This window comes from Aeromicrobium sp. Root236 (assembly GCF_001428805.1).
GTDB lineage: Bacteria > Actinomycetota > Actinomycetes > Propionibacteriales > Nocardioidaceae > Aeromicrobium.
Genome location: NZ_LMIS01000001.1, coordinates 1513569 through 1528678, shown reverse-complemented (window position 1 = coordinate 1528678; position 15110 = coordinate 1513569). Strand labels below are relative to the sequence as shown.

At 70.1% G+C, this 15110-nt stretch carries 15 protein-coding genes; 7 read left to right on the top strand and 8 right to left on the bottom strand.

Going from position 1 to position 15110, the window contains the following annotated elements; translation table 11 throughout:
* Nucleotides 1-12 precede the first annotated feature (12 nt).
* Together ASE12_RS07675 and ASE12_RS07670 are read right to left on the bottom strand one after the other, a co-directional pair.
* Nucleotides 13-552, bottom strand: a complete 540-nt coding sequence (locus tag ASE12_RS07675; RefSeq protein WP_056398967.1) for a YbaK/EbsC family protein — start codon at nucleotides 550-552, stop codon at nucleotides 13-15.
* Nucleotides 549-1196, bottom strand: coding sequence for a TetR/AcrR family transcriptional regulator (locus ASE12_RS07670; protein WP_056398966.1), 648 nt, complete (start codon nucleotides 1194-1196; stop codon nucleotides 549-551). Before ASE12_RS07670 ends, ASE12_RS07675 begins: the two co-directional genes overlap by 4 nt.
* A 63-nt stretch (nucleotides 1197-1259) precedes the next feature.
* Here ASE12_RS07670 and ASE12_RS07665 point away from each other — a divergent pair, with 63 nt between their 5' ends.
* Nucleotides 1260-2111: a bifunctional methylenetetrahydrofolate dehydrogenase/methenyltetrahydrofolate cyclohydrolase gene (locus ASE12_RS07665; protein WP_056398965.1), complete on the top strand. Its 852-nt coding sequence runs from the start codon at nucleotides 1260-1262 to the stop codon at nucleotides 2109-2111.
* Entirely contained in the window at nucleotides 2108-2383 is a 276-nt protein-coding gene (locus ASE12_RS20210; RefSeq protein ID WP_056398964.1) for a DUF3017 domain-containing protein, read from the top strand. Before ASE12_RS07665 ends, ASE12_RS20210 begins: the two co-directional genes overlap by 4 nt.
* 78 nt (nucleotides 2384-2461) lie before the next feature.
* Here ASE12_RS20210 and ASE12_RS07655 read toward each other — a convergent pair whose 3' ends face one another.
* A complete protein-coding gene (locus tag ASE12_RS07655; protein ID WP_056398957.1) occupies nucleotides 2462-3451 on the bottom strand; it encodes a malate dehydrogenase in 990 nt (329 codons plus the stop codon).
* Between the two features lie 137 nt (nucleotides 3452-3588).
* Between ASE12_RS07655 and ASE12_RS07650 the strand changes: the two genes are divergently transcribed.
* Nucleotides 3589-4050, top strand: coding sequence for a Fur family transcriptional regulator (locus ASE12_RS07650; protein WP_056398955.1), 462 nt, complete (start codon nucleotides 3589-3591; stop codon nucleotides 4048-4050).
* Nucleotides 4047-6254 carry a catalase/peroxidase HPI gene (katG, locus tag ASE12_RS07645; protein WP_056398952.1) on the top strand — a complete coding sequence of 736 codons (2208 nt, stop codon included), beginning with the start codon at nucleotides 4047-4049 and terminating at the stop codon, nucleotides 6252-6254. Before ASE12_RS07650 ends, katG begins: the two co-directional genes overlap by 4 nt.
* Nucleotides 6255-6310: 56 nt before the next feature.
* Here katG and aqpZ read toward each other — a convergent pair whose 3' ends face one another.
* Nucleotides 6311-7018, bottom strand: coding sequence for an aquaporin Z (aqpZ, locus tag ASE12_RS07640; RefSeq protein WP_056398949.1), 708 nt, complete (start codon nucleotides 7016-7018; stop codon nucleotides 6311-6313).
* Between the two features lie 143 nt (nucleotides 7019-7161).
* On the opposite strand from aqpZ, the gene ASE12_RS07635 reads away from it, so the two are divergent.
* Nucleotides 7162-9375, top strand: a complete 2214-nt coding sequence (locus tag ASE12_RS07635; RefSeq protein ID WP_056398947.1) for an NADP-dependent isocitrate dehydrogenase — start codon at nucleotides 7162-7164, stop codon at nucleotides 9373-9375.
* Here ASE12_RS07635 and ASE12_RS07630 read toward each other — a convergent pair.
* Nucleotides 9372-10247 carry an alpha/beta fold hydrolase gene (locus tag ASE12_RS07630; protein ID WP_056398944.1) on the bottom strand — a complete coding sequence of 292 codons (876 nt, stop codon included), beginning with the start codon at nucleotides 10245-10247 and terminating at the stop codon, nucleotides 9372-9374. The two genes, ASE12_RS07635 and ASE12_RS07630, sit on opposite strands and share 4 nt — an antisense overlap.
* A gap of 54 nt (nucleotides 10248-10301) precedes the next feature.
* Between ASE12_RS07630 and ASE12_RS07625 the strand changes: the two genes are divergently transcribed.
* The gene (locus tag ASE12_RS07625; RefSeq protein WP_056398942.1) at nucleotides 10302-10859 is read left to right on the top strand and encodes a TetR/AcrR family transcriptional regulator; all 558 of its coding nucleotides are present in this window, start codon (nucleotides 10302-10304) and stop codon (nucleotides 10857-10859) included.
* Here the strand turns inward: ASE12_RS07625 and ASE12_RS07620 are convergent.
* Entirely contained in the window at nucleotides 10849-12024 is a 1176-nt protein-coding gene (locus tag ASE12_RS07620) for a winged helix DNA-binding domain-containing protein (RefSeq protein ID WP_200954982.1), read from the bottom strand. The genes ASE12_RS07625 and ASE12_RS07620 overlap by 11 nt on opposite strands.
* Before the next feature lie 98 nt (nucleotides 12025-12122).
* Between ASE12_RS07620 and ASE12_RS07615 the strand changes: the two genes are divergently transcribed.
* The gene (locus ASE12_RS07615) at nucleotides 12123-13328 is read left to right on the top strand and encodes an MFS transporter (protein ID WP_056398939.1); all 1206 of its coding nucleotides are present in this window, start codon (nucleotides 12123-12125) and stop codon (nucleotides 13326-13328) included.
* Here the strand turns inward: ASE12_RS07615 and ASE12_RS07610 are convergent.
* Nucleotides 13318-14286 carry a sulfate/molybdate ABC transporter ATP-binding protein gene (locus tag ASE12_RS07610; protein WP_056398938.1) on the bottom strand — a complete coding sequence of 323 codons (969 nt, stop codon included), beginning with the start codon at nucleotides 14284-14286 and terminating at the stop codon, nucleotides 13318-13320. The genes ASE12_RS07615 and ASE12_RS07610 overlap by 11 nt on opposite strands.
* Complete coding sequence (locus ASE12_RS07605; protein ID WP_056398937.1) at nucleotides 14276-15106, bottom strand: sulfate ABC transporter permease; 831 nt, start codon at nucleotides 15104-15106, stop codon at nucleotides 14276-14278. Before ASE12_RS07605 ends, ASE12_RS07610 begins: the two co-directional genes overlap by 11 nt.
* Between the last annotated feature and the right edge of the window lie 4 nt (nucleotides 15107-15110).

The window sequence follows — 15110 nt, the reverse complement described above, 5'->3', positions numbered from 1 at the left end:
GTCAGCGAAGGCTCAGCGAAGGCCGAGGCCTTCCAGCACCTGGGCGCCCGGGAGCTCGGCGAGTGAGGCTCCCGGCAGCGCGAGCTTGGAGCGGCGCAGGCCGCTGCCGAGGAGCACCCATGGCTGCTCGGTCACGGCGCTGTCGACCAGGATCGGCCAGCCTTCGGGGACGCCGACCGGGGTGATGCCGCCGTACTCCATGCCGGTCTCGGCGACGGCCCAGTCCTGCGGCGCGAACGAGCACTTGCGGGTGTCGATCGTGCGGCGGACGAGGCCGTTGACGTCCGCGCGGGTGCTGGACAGGATCACGCACGCCGCCGGGCGCAGCTCACCGCCGCGCTTGCCGAGCACGATGACGCAGTTGGCCGACATGTCGGCGTCCAACGCGTAGCGCTCGGTCAGGGCCGCCGTCTCGGCGAGGCCGGGATCGATCGCGACGGTGTGGGCCTGGGCGGCGACGGACGGCACGCCGGCGAGGGCAGCCGCAACGGGTGCCGCGAGCAGGTCGTCCTCGACCGGCTCCAGCGTCAGCGTCCCGAGGGTCAGCGTCACTCCTGCGCCTCTCGAAGATCCGCGAGTGTGCGGTCGACGCCCTCCGGCCCGATCGCGTGTGCGGCGACGAGCCCTCGGATCGCCAGGACGAGGAGTCGCGCTTCCTCGTCCTCGGTGTAGAGGCCGGACTGCCGGCGCACCGCGGTGCCGGTGATGAGCGTGACGATCGAGGCCGCGAGGGGACCCGGCTCGTTGACGCCCACGCGGCCCAGCAGGTTGGTCGCGAGGTCCTCGAAGGCCTGCATCGACCGGGCGGCGTTGTCGCGCAGCTCGGGCACCCGGGCAGCCGCGAGGAAGATCGCGAGCTCGAGCGCGGCGACCTCGGGGCCGCGCACGGCGAAGACCCGCGAGATGAGCTGCGAGGCGTCGTCGAGGCTGACGTCCACGTCGATGTCGATCGCCGCCAACGCCTCGAGGTCTCGTGACCACTGGTCGATGTGGGCGCCGAGCGCCTCGCGGATGAGCTCGTCGATCGACTCGAAGTAGTACGTCGTGGTGGCCGACGGCAACCCAGCGCGGGCCGCGACGGCACGATGCGTGATGGCCCGGGAGCCGCCCTCGGCGAACAGCTCGATGGCGGCGGCGAGCAGCTCGTCGCGGCGGAGGCGACTGCGTTCCTGCGACAGCTGTGCACGGGTGGCCATGCAGCGAGTCTATGGGGACGCCCGGTCCGCACCGGCGCAGCGACGTCGTGAAAGACTCGTGCCGTGACAGCGCAGATTCTGGATGGCAAGGCAGTCGCGGCCGCGATCAAGGACGAGCTCCGCGTACGCGTGGACGCGCTCCGCGAGCGGGGCGTCACCGCCGGGCTCGGCACGATCCTGGTCGGCAACGACCCCGGCAGCCAGTGGTACGTCGCGGGCAAGCACCGCGACTGCGCCCAGGTCGGCATCGAGTCGTTGCGCATCGACCTGCCCGAGACGGCGACCCAGGCCGAGGTCGAGGCAGCGGTCGACGAGCTCAACGCCGATCCGGCGTGCACGGGCTACATCGTGCAGCTGCCGCTCCCCAAGGGACTCGACGAGAATGCCGTGATCGGCCGGATCGACCCGGCCAAGGACGCCGACGGCCTCCACCCGACCAACCTCGGCTGGCTCGTGCTGGGCAAGGCGGCGCCGCTGCCCTGCACCCCGCGGGGCATCATCGAGCTCCTGCGCCGGCACGACGTCCCGATCGCCGGTCAGCACGTGGTCGTCGTCGGCCGAGGCATCACGGTCGGCCGTCCGATGGGACTGCTGTTGACCCGCCGCAGCGAGAACGCCACCGTCACGCTGTGCCACACCGGCACGCGCGACCTCGCCGCCGAGGTGCAGCGCGCCGACATCGTGATCGCCGCTGCGGGTGTGCCGGGGATCATCTCGGCCGACATGGTCAAGCCCGGCGCCGCGTTGCTCGACGTCGGCGTGAGCCGCGACGACAACGGCATCGTCGGCGACGTCGACCCCAAGGCGTACGAGGTGGCGGGCTGGATCTCGCCCAACCCAGGGGGAGTCGGGCCCATGACCCGCGCGATGCTGCTGGCCAACGTGGTGGAGACCGCGGAGCGACTCCACCCGTGATCGGTCCGCGGAGCCGCGGCTCGCAGCTCTACCTGCTGCACCTGCTGGCGGTGCTCGCCGGTCTGGGGATCGTCGTCGCCGGTTCGTGGCGCGTCGGTGTCATCGTCATCGGCGCCGCATTCGTCGTCGGCGCGTTGGCGCGTGTCGTCGTGCCGATCGACCACACCGGCATGCTCCGGGTGCGCGGCAAGGCGTTCGACGTGTTCTGGATGTCGACCCTCGGCGTCGCTCTCGTCGTGCTCGCCGTCGTCATCCCCGGCCAGCCCACCTGACGCACCCAGAAATGGCCGCGGATCCACCCGCCGGAGCGGTGTTGACGTGGATCCTCGGCCAAATCTCGGGGCGTCGGCTCAGATGAGGCCGAGCTCCTTGACCGCGTCGCGCTCCTCGATGAGCTCGGCGGCGGTGGCGTCCATGCGACCGCGTGAGAACTCGTCGATCTCGAGACCCTGGACGATCTCCCAGTCGCCGTCCTTGGTCGTGACGGGGAACGAGTAGATCAGACCCTCGGGGACGTCGTACGAGCCGTCGGAGACGACCGCCATCGACGCCCAGTCGCCCTCGGGCGTGCCGTGCAGCCAGTCACGGGCGGCGTCGATCGTCGCCGAAGCGGCGGATGCTGCCGACGAGGAGCCACGCGCCTCGATGATCGCGGCGCCGCGCTTGGCGACGGTCGGGATGAAGTCGTTCTCGATCCAGGCCTGGTCGCCCACGGTCTCGGCGGCGTTCTTGCCGGCGATCTCGGCGTGGAAGATGTCGGGGTACTGGGTCGCGGAGTGGTTGCCCCAGATCGTCATCTTCTTGATGTCGGTGACCGAGGCGCCGGTCTTGGCCGCGAGCTGCGAGATCGCCCGGTTGTGGTCGAGGCGGGTCAGGGCGCTGAAGCGCTCGTTGGGGATGTCGGGCGCGTTGGACATCGCGATGAGCGCGTTGGTGTTGGCCGGGTTGCCGGTGACACCGATGCGTACGTCGTCGGCGGCGACGGCGTTGAGGGCCTTGCCCTGTGCCGTGAAGATCGCACCGTTGGCCTCGAGCAGGTCGCCGCGCTCCATCCCCGGACCGCGCGGGCGCGCGCCGACGAGCAGGGCGAGGTTGACGCCGTCGAAGATCTTCTCGGCGTCGTCGCCGATCTCGACGCCCGCCAGGGTCGGGAACGCGCAGTCGTCGAGCTCCATGACGACGCCTTCGAGCGCCTTGAGCGCGGGCGTGATCTCGAGCAACTGCAGCTGGATCGGGGTGTCGGGGCCGAGCAGGGATCCGCTGGCGAGGCGGAAGAGGAGGCTGTAGCCGATCTGGCCGGCGGCGCCGGTGACGGCGACCTTGACGGGGGTAGTGCTCACGAGAGGTGCTCCTTGAGGCTGGGGTTCCTTTCGAAACTAGCGCACGCTCACCGGGGCCGGGGCACCCGACCCTGCGTTCACGAGCAGTTCACGGACACATTCTTGAATGATTCCAGAAAAGGTGATTGCATGGCGCCATGCCCACGCTCACGGACCCCGTCGCGCAGCTGCGCGAGGCCGGTCTGCGGGTGACTCGGCCGCGGCTCGCGGTCATCGAGGCTCTCGGCCGTCATCCTCACGCCGACGTCGACTCGATCGCCGACGCCGCACGGGCCGAGCTCGGCACGGTCTCCACCCAGGCGATCTACGACGTCCTCAAGGCGTTCACCTCCGTGGGGCTCGTACGCCGCATCGAGCCGGCCGGTTCTCCGGCGAGGTTCGAGCTGCGGGTGGGTGACAACCACCACCACGTCGTCTGCCGCTCGTGCGGCGCGATCGCCGACGTCGACTGCGCCCACGGCAGCGCGCCCTGCCTGACGGCATCCGACGACCACGGCTTCTCGATCGACGAGGCCGAGGTGACCTACTGGGGCATCTGCCCCGACTGCTCCGCCAGCACCACCACCACTGTTCGCCAGATCCCGGAAGGAACCCCATGACTGAGTCCCATGACCCGCACGCCAACGGCAGCGAGAGCGAGAACCCCGCGATCGACTCGCCCGAGCCCAAGGACGGACGGCCGAGGACCAACAAGGACTGGTGGCCCAACCAGCTCGACCTCCAGGTGCTGCACCAGCACTCGCCCGCGTCGAGCCCGCTCGGCGACGACTTCGACTACGCCGAGGCGTTCAGCTCGCTCGACGTCGACGCGCTGAAGGCCGACATCACCGAGGTCATGACCACCTCGCAGGACTGGTGGCCGGCCGACTACGGGCACTACGGACCGCTCTTCATCCGCCTCAGCTGGCACGCCGCAGGCACCTATCGCATCGCGGACGGTCGCGGCGGCGCCGGTGACGGCAGCCAGCGCTTCGCCCCGCTCAACAGCTGGCCGGACAACGCAAGCCTCGACAAGGCCCGTCGCCTGCTGTGGCCGGTCAAGAAGAAGTACGGCAACCAGATCTCGTGGGCCGACCTCCTGGTGCTGGCCGGCAACGTCGCGCTCGAGTCGATGGGCTTCAAGACGTTCGGCTTCGGCTTCGGCCGCGAGGACATCTTCGAGCCCGAGGAGATCATCTGGGGTCCGGAGGACACCTGGCTGGGCGACGAGCGCTACAGCGGCGACCGTGAGCTGAGCGGTCCGCTGGGCGCCGTGCAGATGGGCCTGATCTACGTCAACCCCGAGGGCCCCAACGGCGAGCCCGATCCGCTCGCCGCGGCTCGCGACATCCGTGAGACGTTCGCGCGGATGGCGATGAACGACGAGGAGACCGTGGCGCTGATCGCCGGCGGCCACTCGTTCGGCAAGACCCACGGTGCCGGGCCGGCCGACCACGTCGGACCCGAGCCCGAGGCCGCCCCGCTCGAGGAGCAGGGCCTCGGCTGGAAGAGCACGTTCCGCAGCGGCAAGGGCCCGGACGCGATCACCAGCGGCCTCGAGGTCACCTGGACCAGCACGCCGACGAAGTTCAGCATGGGCTTCTTCCAGAACCTGTTCGGTCACGAGTGGGAGCTCACCAAGAGCCCCGCGGGCGCGCACCAGTGGACCGCTGTCGGCGCCGAGGCGGACCAGCCCGATCCGTTCGACCCGGCCAAGAAGCGCGTGCCGACGATGCTGACGACCGACCTGGCGCTGCGCGAGGATCCGATCTACGGCGAGATCTCGCGCCGCTACCTCGACAACCCCGAGGAGTTCGCCGAGCAGTTCGCCAAGGCCTGGTACAAGCTGCTGCACCGTGACATGGGCCCGATCTCGCGCTACCTCGGCCCGTGGGTTCCGGAGCCGCAGCTGTGGCAGGACCCGGTCCCGGCCGTCGACCACGAGCTGATCGACGCCGACGACATCGCAGCGCTGAAGCGTACGCTCCTGGGCTCGGGTCTCACGATCCCGCAGCTCGTCTCGACGGCGTGGGCGTCGGCCGCGAGCTACCGCGACACCGACAAGCGGGGTGGCGCGAACGGTGCCCGGATCCGCCTGGAGCCGCAGAAGGGCTGGGCGGTCAACGAGCCCGAGCAGCTCGCGACGGTGCTGGCGACGCTCGAGCAGGTGCAGCAGGACTTCAACGCCGCGCAGGCCGGCGGCAAGAAGGTCTCGCTGGCCGACGTGATCGTGCTCGGTGGCGCAGCCGCCGTCGAGCAGGCCGCGCGTGACGCAGGTGTCGAGATCGAGGTGCCGTTCCACCCGGGACGTACCGACGCCTCGCAGGAGGACACCCACGTCAAGTCGTTCGCGGTGCTCGAGCCGCGGGCCGACGGCTTCCGCAACTACCTGCAGCCGGGTGAGAAGCTGCCGCCCGAGACGTTGCTGCTCGACCGCGCCAACATGCTGGCGCTCACGGCGCCGGAGATGGCGGTGCTGGTCGCCGGCATGCGGGTGCTCGGAGCCAACCACGGTGGGTCCAAGCACGGCGTCTTCACGGATCGCCCCGGCACGCTGACCAACGACTTCTTCGTCAGCCTGCTCGACATGGGCACGGAGTGGAAGGCGTCCGAGACCGGGGAGAACGTCTACGAGGGTCGCGACCGGGTCTCCGGCGAGGTCACGCGTACGGCCACGGCCGTCGACCTGGTCTTCGGCTCCAACTCACAGCTCCGCGCGCTGGCCGAGGTCTACGGCAGCGACGACGCGCAGCAGAAGTTCGTCGAGGACTTCGTGGCCGCGTGGGTCAAGGTCAGCGAGCTCGACCGCTTCGACCTGGACTGAGCCGTACGACGAGGGGCCCGGGATGTCGCGTCCCGGGCCCCTCGTCGTACGGGTGGTCAGTCGGAGTCCTCGCCGACGATCATGGCGTGCGTGACGCCGGCGATGGCGGCTCCGATGACCGGCGCGAGGATGAACACCCAGACCTGCTTGAGCGGATCGCCCCCGGCGAACCAGGCGACTCCCAGCGAACGTGCCGGGTTGACCGAGGTGCCGTCGATCGGGATCGAGATCAGGTGGATCAGGGTCAGGGCCAGGCCGATCGCCAGGCCGGAGAAGCCCACGGCCGCCCGCTTGGCCGTCGCCCCGAAGATCACGTAGAGGAAGAACGCCGTCAGCACGATCTCGGTGATGATGACCGCCAGGAGGCTGTAGCCGCCGGGGGAGTGGTCGCCGTAGCCGTTGGTGCCGAATCCGGTGGCCTTCGCGTCAAAGCCGTCCGTGCCGGACGCGATGACGTACAGGACGCCGCCGGCGATCGTCGCGCCCACCAGCTGGGCCGCGAAGTAGCCGGGTGCGTCCTTCCAGTCGAACCGTTTGGCGGTGGCGAGGCCGACCGTCACGGCGGGGTTGAAGTGCCCGCCGGAGATCGGCCCGAAGGCGTAGGCGCCGGTCAGGACCGTGAGCCCGAACGCAAGGGCGATGCCGAGGGTGCCGACGCCGCCTTCGTTGCCGGCGATGACCGCCGTGCCGACGCCGCCGAGCACGAGCCAGAACGTGCCGAGCGCCTCGGCGCCCAGCTTGTGGGATGTGGTGGGTGCTGCCATCGTGGGCCTCCTGGGAAGTCTGTGACCTGCCTCACAGGGTAGAACCGCAGAGGCCGTCACTGGGGGACGCTGGGAGCCGCGGTGTCGGTGAGATATCTTGATGTCAAACAATCTTTGATCCACACGTAGGAGTCGTCGCACTCATGGCCAAGATCATCTACACCCACACCGACGAGGCGCCGCTGCTGGCCACCTACTCGTTCCTCCCCGTCATCGAGGCCTATGCCTCGACCGCCGGCGTCGAGGTCGAGACCCGGGACATCTCGCTGGCCGGCCGCATCATCGCGCTGTTCGGCGACCGCCTGACGCCCGAGCAGCAGATCGGCGACGCCCTCGCCGAGCTGGGCGACCTGGCCAAGACGCCTGAGGCCAACATCATCAAGCTGCCCAACATCAGCGCCTCGATCCCGCAGCTCAAGGCCGCGATCGCCGAGCTGCAGAGCCAGGGCTACGCGCTGCCGGGCTACCCCGACAACCCGCAGACCGACGAGGACAAGGACGTCCGCGCCCGCTACGACAAGGTCAAGGGCAGCGCGGTCAACCCCGTCCTCCGTGAGGGCAACTCCGACCGCCGCGCACCGGCGTCGGTCAAGAACTTCGCCAAGGCGCACCCGCACTCGATGGGCGCCTGGAGCGGCGACTCCAAGACCAACGTCGCCACGATGGGCGCCGACGACTTCCGCTCCAACGAGAAGTCGGTCGTCCTCGACGCCGACGACACGCTGACGATCCGCCTGGTCGGCGAGGACGGCACGACGACGATCCTCAAGGAGTCCGTCCCGGTGCTGGCCGGCGAGGTCGTGGACGCCACCGTGATGCGCGCCGCTGCGCTCGACGAGTTCCTCACGGCCCAGATCCAGCGCGCCAAGGACGAAGGCGTGCTGTTCTCGGTGCACCTCAAGGCGACCATGATGAAGGTGTCCGACCCGATCATCTTCGGGCACGTCGTCAAGGCGTTCCTGCCCGAGGTCTTCGAGACGTACGGCGACGACCTCGCTGCAGCCGGCCTGAGCCCCAGCAACGGACTCGGCTCGATCCTCGCGGGACTCGACGCGCTGCCCAACGGGGCGGAGATCAAGGCCGCGATCGAGCAGGGCATCGCCGACGGGCCCGCCCTCGCGATGGTCGACTCCGACAAGGGCATCACCAACCTGCACGTGCCCAGCGACGTCATCGTCGACGCGTCGATGCCGGCCATGATCCGCACGTCGGGCCACATGTGGGGCCCCGACGGCAACGAGGCCGACACGCTCGCCGTGATCCCCGACAGCTCGTACGCCGGGGTCTACCAGACCGTGATCGACGACTGCCGGGCCAACGGCGCGTACGACCCGACGACGATGGGCTCGGTGCCCAACGTGGGGCTTATGGCGCAGGCGGCCGAGGAGTACGGCAGCCACGACAAGACGTTCGAGATCGACCGCAAGGGCACCGTCGAGGTCGTCAACCAGGCCGGCACCGTCGTGCTCGAGCACGCGGTGGAGGCGGGTGACATCTGGCGCGCCTGCCAGACCAAGGACGTGCCGATCCGCGACTGGGTCAAGCTCGCGGTGACCCGCGCCCGCGCCTCGCAGACCCCCGCCGTCTTCTGGCTCGACCCGACCCGCGCCCACGACGCCAACCTGATCGCCAAGGTCGAGGCCTACCTGCCCGAGCACGACACCGACGGCCTGCAGATCGAGATCATGGCGCCGGCCGAGGCCACGCAGTTCTCGATCGACCGCATCCGTCGTGGCGAGGACACCATCTCGGTGACCGGCAACGTGCTGCGCGACTACAACACCGACCTGTTCCCGATCCTCGAGCTGGGCACCAGCGCCAAGATGCTGTCGATCGTCCCGCTGATCAACGGTGGCGGGCTGTTCGAGACCGGCGCCGGTGGCTCGGCGCCCAAGCACGTGCAGCAGCTCGTCAAGGAGAACCACCTGCGCTGGGACAGCCTCGGTGAGTTCCTCGCGCTGGCGTCGAGCTTCGAGCACATGGCGACGACGACCGGCAACGCCCGGGCGCAGATCCTCGCCGACACGCTCGACCGGGCGACCGGCACGTTCCTCAACGAGAACAAGTCGCCGAGCCGCAAGGTCGGCGAGATCGACAACCGCGGCAGCCACTTCTACCTCGCCCTCTACTGGGCGCAGGAGCTCGCGGCGCAGACCGAGGACGCCGACCTGGCGGCCGCGTTCGCGGAGGTCGCCGGCTCGCTGGCGGCCAACGAGCAGAAGATCAACGACGAGCTGCTCGCGGTGCAGGGATCGCCGGCCGACATCGGCGGCTACTTCCGGCCCGACGACGCCAAGGTCAAGCAGGTCATGCGCCCTTCGACCACGTTCTCCGAGGTCCTGGGCATCCTCGGCTAGCGCGCGGGCCGCTCGGCGAGGTGCGGCAGGATCAGCTCGTCCCACAGGTCGACCTGGTTGTGCCGGAAGAAGCCGAAGTGGCCCATGCGGTCGACACCGAGCTGCTGCGGCGTGAAGCGCATGCGGGTCGTGTCGACCGCCGCGTAGAGCGCGTCGAGCGTGCTGATGCTGGTCGCGGACATCAGCTCGTCGTCGGTGAACGACAGTGACGCCATCGGGACGTCGACCGCGGCGAACCGCTCGCGCATCTCGGGCAGCTCGCCGAGCAGGTAGTCGGGGTGCATGCACCAGCGACCCCACTGCCGCATGACGTTGGGCGGCAGGTCGCCGAGGATGCGCAGCCGCTTGCCGGGGAAGTAGCCGGTCACCGCGATGGCGGCCGGGGCGATGACCTTCCACAGCAGCGGTGCCTTGCGGCGCGCGCTCGGGGTGTTGTGCCTCCAGTAGCCCGAGCCCGAGGCGACGCTGATGGCGCGGTCGGCCTTGCGGTGGTCGGCGAACGCCAGCACCTGGCCGCCCAGGCTGTGGCCGAGCCAGGTGATCGGAAGGCCGTCGGCGCGTACGTTGGCGTGCTCCAACGCGTCGCGGGCGTCGTGGGCCCAGCGGACGACGTCGCTGTCGACCGTACGCATCGGGCCGTCCAGCGACTCGCCGTAGCCGCGGTAGTCGAACGTCATGACCGCGAACCCTCGGTCGCGGAGCCACGACGCGAACGTCGCGTAGTAGGCGGCCGAGGTCGCCATCGCCGGGACGATCAGGACGACGCCGCGCGCCGGCCCGTCCGGCTCGAACCAGCGCCCGTGCAGCTCGTAGCCGTCGTCGGCGGAGAACGTGATGATGTCCCACAGCTGGTCGTCTATAACGCTCGTCATAGTGCCGACGCTAGGCTATGACGACTGTCATAGTCAAGGAGCTATGCTGGCCCCATGCCTCTCGATCCCCGCACCAAGATGGTCGCCGGAGCAGCGCAGCTGATCGGCGAGCGCGGCGTCGGCGCGACCAGCGTGCGCGAGCTGGCGAAGTTCACCGGCGCTCCGCTCGGATCGACCTATCACTACTTCCCGGGCGGCAAGGACCAGCTGGTCGAGGAGGCCGTGGGCTGGGTCTCCAGTCGCGTCGAGAAGGTGCTGGCCAGAGCCGGCGAGGGTGGTGCGCTCGCGGCGCTCGACGCGTTCATCGCCAACTGGCGCGAGTTCCTGGCCAGGAGCGACTACGAGGCCAGCTGTCCGGTGCTCGCCGTCGCGACCGAGGACGTCGCCACGGCCGGACCGGCGAGCGCGATCTTCAAGACCTGGCAGGGCATGCTCGTGCCGGTCCTGCGGCGCGACGGGGTCGCACCCCAACGCGCGGAGCGGCTCGCCTGGCTCATCGTGGGCAGCCTCGAGGGTGCCGTCGTGATGGCACGGAGCCAGCGGAGTCCGGAGCCGCTCGAAGCCGTGGCCGCGGAGCTCCGCGTCCTGATCCGCGACGCCGTCAAGCCCTGAGGTCCTTCTCGACCAGCGTCCACCCCCGCGCGCGGGCCTTGAGGCGTACGTCGCCGAGCATCGCCGTCAGGTCCGCAGCGGCCTGCTCGACGGCGGTGGTCGCCTCGGCGCCGACGTCCTGGAGGAGGGCGAACGCCACCTCGCCGTCGTCGCGCTGGGCCCAGCCTCCGACGATGCGGCCGTCGACCCACACCGTGGGGCCGGCGTTGCCGTTGACGTCGAACAGTCGCTCGCGGTGGGGTCCGAGCACGAAGTCGCGGTGCTTCCACCCCATCGCCGACGGGTCGAGGGCCGGCAGCAGCGCGACCCACGGCGCGGGTGGCTCGACCGGGTCGGTGTCGTCGGCCAGGACGAGTCCCGGACGGTCGTCGAGCTCGACCTCGACGGTGTCGAGCGGCGCCACGGCTGCGCGCGTGCGGGTCTTGGTCCAGCCGGTCCACCACTGCAGGTCGTCGAGCGTCGCCGGGCCGTAGGACTGCAACCAGAGCCGGGCTAGCTCGGTGCTGGCGCTGACCGCGTCCGGTCGTTCGCCGAGGTCGCACCACGACGACATGGCGGCCCACCGGAACTGCGTCGACGTCCACGTGCCACGCGGACGCGTGCGCACGACGCTGCCCTCGGCCGACAGCAGGGTCAGGAGCCGGCTCGCGACGGTCGGGGTGGCCACGAACTTGCCGCTGCCGAGCTGGACGCGGGTGGCCAGGACCGGGTCGGCCTGCGAGAGCTCGGTGCTGGTGACCTCGCCGGCTGCCTCGATCGCCGCCAGCGCCGTCTGCTCGGCCCGGGCGACCCAGTCGTCGAGGTCACCGGTGATCCCGGCCTCGGCGAGGGCCTTGAGCAGCAGCCTGCGCTGCTCGGCGGCCACGATGTCGGAGGCGCCGGCGAGGCATACGGGAGCGACCTCGCGAGGGACCGCGAACACCGTGCGCCGCATCGACAGCACGCGCACCAGGCTGCGGTCGTCGTAGAGCGCCTGCTCGACGTCGGCCGGCGCGGCCTGGCGGGTGCGAGCGAGGGCCGACAGAACGGTCGTCGCCGGGTCGGTGCCGTGCAGCGCGACCACGGCCCAGGCGGCATCGACGACCGTGTCCGCGCGGTGCTCGGCCGCGAGCGCGTGACGCCGGCCCAGCCGGGCTCGCCGCTGGGCGTCGGAGATCGCGTGCATACGGGACAGCGTCGCAGCCGCCACCCACAGAAGGGCGTGAGGGGACGCACACCGTCTCGATTCGTGGAACAACCGGACCCGCTGGGAGACTTGTACGTGTGGTGAGCACCCTCGAGACGACGCCCGTGACCAGGACACGCACCAAGCACGTGTCCCTGGCGCTGCTGGCGCTTGCCCTCGGTGGTTTCGCGATCGGGACGACCGAGTTCATGACGATGGGGCTGCTCGAGGAGATCGCCGACGGCATCCACCGGTCCAACGCGACGACCGGCCACATCATCACGGCGTACGCCTTCGGGGTCGTCGTCGGCGCACCGATCATCGTCTCCCTCGGCGCCCGGCTGCCCAAGCGCGAGCTGGCGATCGGCCTGATCCTGGCGCTCGGCGTCGGCAACGCCATCACGGCGATGGCCAGCGGCTACCTGCCCGTGATGCTCGCCCGCTTCGTCGCCGGTCTGCCGCACGGCGCCTACTTCGGCGTCGCCTCCCTCCTCGCCGCGTCGCTCGTACGCCCGGAGTACAAGGGCCGGGCCGTCAGCTCGGTCATGCTCGGGCTGTCGGTCGCGACCGTGGTCGGCGTGCCGGCCAGCACGGCTCTCGGTCAGCACCTCGGGTGGCGCAGTGCCTACTGGGTCGTCCTCGCCATCACGATCGCCACGGCGCTCATGATCTATGCGTTCGTCCCGCACTCGCCGGCCAACACCGACGCCTCGCTGCGCGGCGAGCTGGCCGCGCTCAAGCGTCCGCAGGTGCTCTACGCGGTCTCGGCCGGCATGGTCGGCTTCGGCGGGCTGTTCGCGATGTACAGCTACATCGCGCCGCTGGTCACCAAGGTCGCCGACCAGTCCGAGTCGTGGATCCCCTGGTTCGCCCTGGCGTTCGGCATCGGCTCGGTCCTCGGCTCCTGGGCCGCGGGTGTGCTCGCCGACTGGAACGTCGAGCGCTCGATCCTCTACGGCTTCGTCGCCACGGCGATCGCCCTCGTCGCGTTCTTCTTCGCCGCACCGCACGTCCTGCCGGCGATGATCCTCGTCTTCACGGTGGCCTTGATCAGCTCGATCGTGGCGATCAACCTTCAGGTGCGCCTGATGCATGCCGCCGGCGACGCGCAGATGCTCGGCGCGGCGCTCAACCACTCAGCGCTCAACATCGCCAACGGCCTGGGCGCCTGGCTCGGCTCGGTCGCGATCGCCGCGGGCTACGGCTACCGGGCGTCGAGCCTCGTCGGTGCCGGCCTCGCGGTCGCGGGCGTCGCGATCTTCGCCGTCGGCGTCGCCGCGCAGCGCCGCTCCGTCAGCGACTGACCGGCTCGACACCGGCCTGCGGCCGCAGCCACACCTGGTCGCCTTCGTGGAGGCCGAGCGCCGTCGCCTCCGCCCGGGTCACCACGACCTGGATCGGGTCGGGGTGCAGCTTGTCGTCGGGCGTCACCTCGAGACGGATCTCGAAGCCGACTCGCGTCCATCGCGTGATCCGGCCGCTCGCGGTCGCGGCCTGCTCGTAGCGCGAGATCTCGATGTCGTGCGGGCGGATGAGGTGATCGCCGAGTCGGGTGACGGGGCCGAGGAACGACAGCACGAAGTCGCTGGCCGGCCGGTCGTACAGGTCGTCGGGGGAGCCGATCTGCTCGATGCGGCCCTCGTTGATCACGACAAGGCTGTCGGAGACCTCCAGCGCCTCCTCCTGGTCGTGCGTCACGAACACCGTCGTCACGTGCACCTCGTCGTGGAGGCGGCGCAGCCAGTCGCGCAGCTCCTTGCGGACCTTGGCGTCGAGGGCGCCGAACGGCTCGTCGAGCAGCAGCACGCTGGGCTCGATCGCGAGGGCACGGGCGAGGGCCATGCGCTGGCGCTGACCGCCGGAGAGCTGTGACGGCAGGCGGTCGGACCACTGCTCGAGGTGCACGAGCTTGAGCAGCTCCTGGACGCGGTCCTTGACCTCGTCCTTGGGACGCTTGCGGATCTCGAGGCCGAACGCGATGTTCTTGGCGACCGTCATGTGCTTGAACGCGGCGTAGTGCTGGAACACGAAGCCGACGTTGCGCTTCTGCGCCGGTACGTTCGTGGTGTCCACGCCCTCGATCTCGACCGTCCCGCTGTCGGACGACTCCAGCCCGGCGATGATGCGCAGCAGCGTCGACTTGCCGCCACCACTGGGGCCGAGGAGTGCCGTGAGCTGTCCGCTGGGGATCGTCAGGTTGATGTCCTCCAGGGCGACGAAGTCGCCGAAGAACTTGTTGATGCCGCGGATCTCAATCCCCATCGGGGTTCTCCTTCGGTCGGAGCACGGAGACGACGACGAGCGCCGCGACCGCGATCAGTGCGAGCAGGAAGCTCGTGGCGTACGCCGTGCCCTGCTGGAAGTCCTGGTACTTCTCCTCCACGCTCAACGTGGCGGTCTGGGTCTGTCCGGCGATGTTGCCCGACATGATCTTGACGGCGCCGAACTCACCGAGCGACCGGGCCAGGCTTAGTACGACGCCGTAGACCAGCGCCCACTTGACCGACGGCAGCGTGATGCGGCGGAACGTCTGCCAGGGCCCGGCCCCGAGGCTGCGCGCCGCCTGCTCCTGGTCGGTGCCGATCTCCTGGAGCACCGGGACGAGCTCGCGGATGACGAGCGGCAGGCTGACGAACGCCGTCGCCAGGATGATGCCGAGCGGTGCGAACGCGACCTGGATGCCCGCGTCCTTGAGACTCGGGCCGAGCAAGCCGTTGGTGCTGCCGTACGTGAGGAGCAGCGCGAGACCCACGACGATCGGCGACACCGACAGCGGGAGATCGATCAGCGCCGACAGGATGCCCCGGCCCGGGAAGTCGTAGCGCACCAGCAGGAGCGAGACGCCGACCCCGAAGATCGTGTTGATGACCACGGCCCACACCGCGACGTACACGGTCAGCTGCAGCGCGAACACCACGTCGGGGTCGGACAGCGCGGTCTGCAGGTTGTCGAGGCCGCCGTCGAACGTGTGCTTCACGACCAGCGACACGGGCCAGGCCACGAGCAGGAACAGGTAGGCGATGACCAGGCCGCGGCGGACGTACGTCCCGGCGGTCTTGGGCTGTTGCATGCGGCTAGCCATGCGC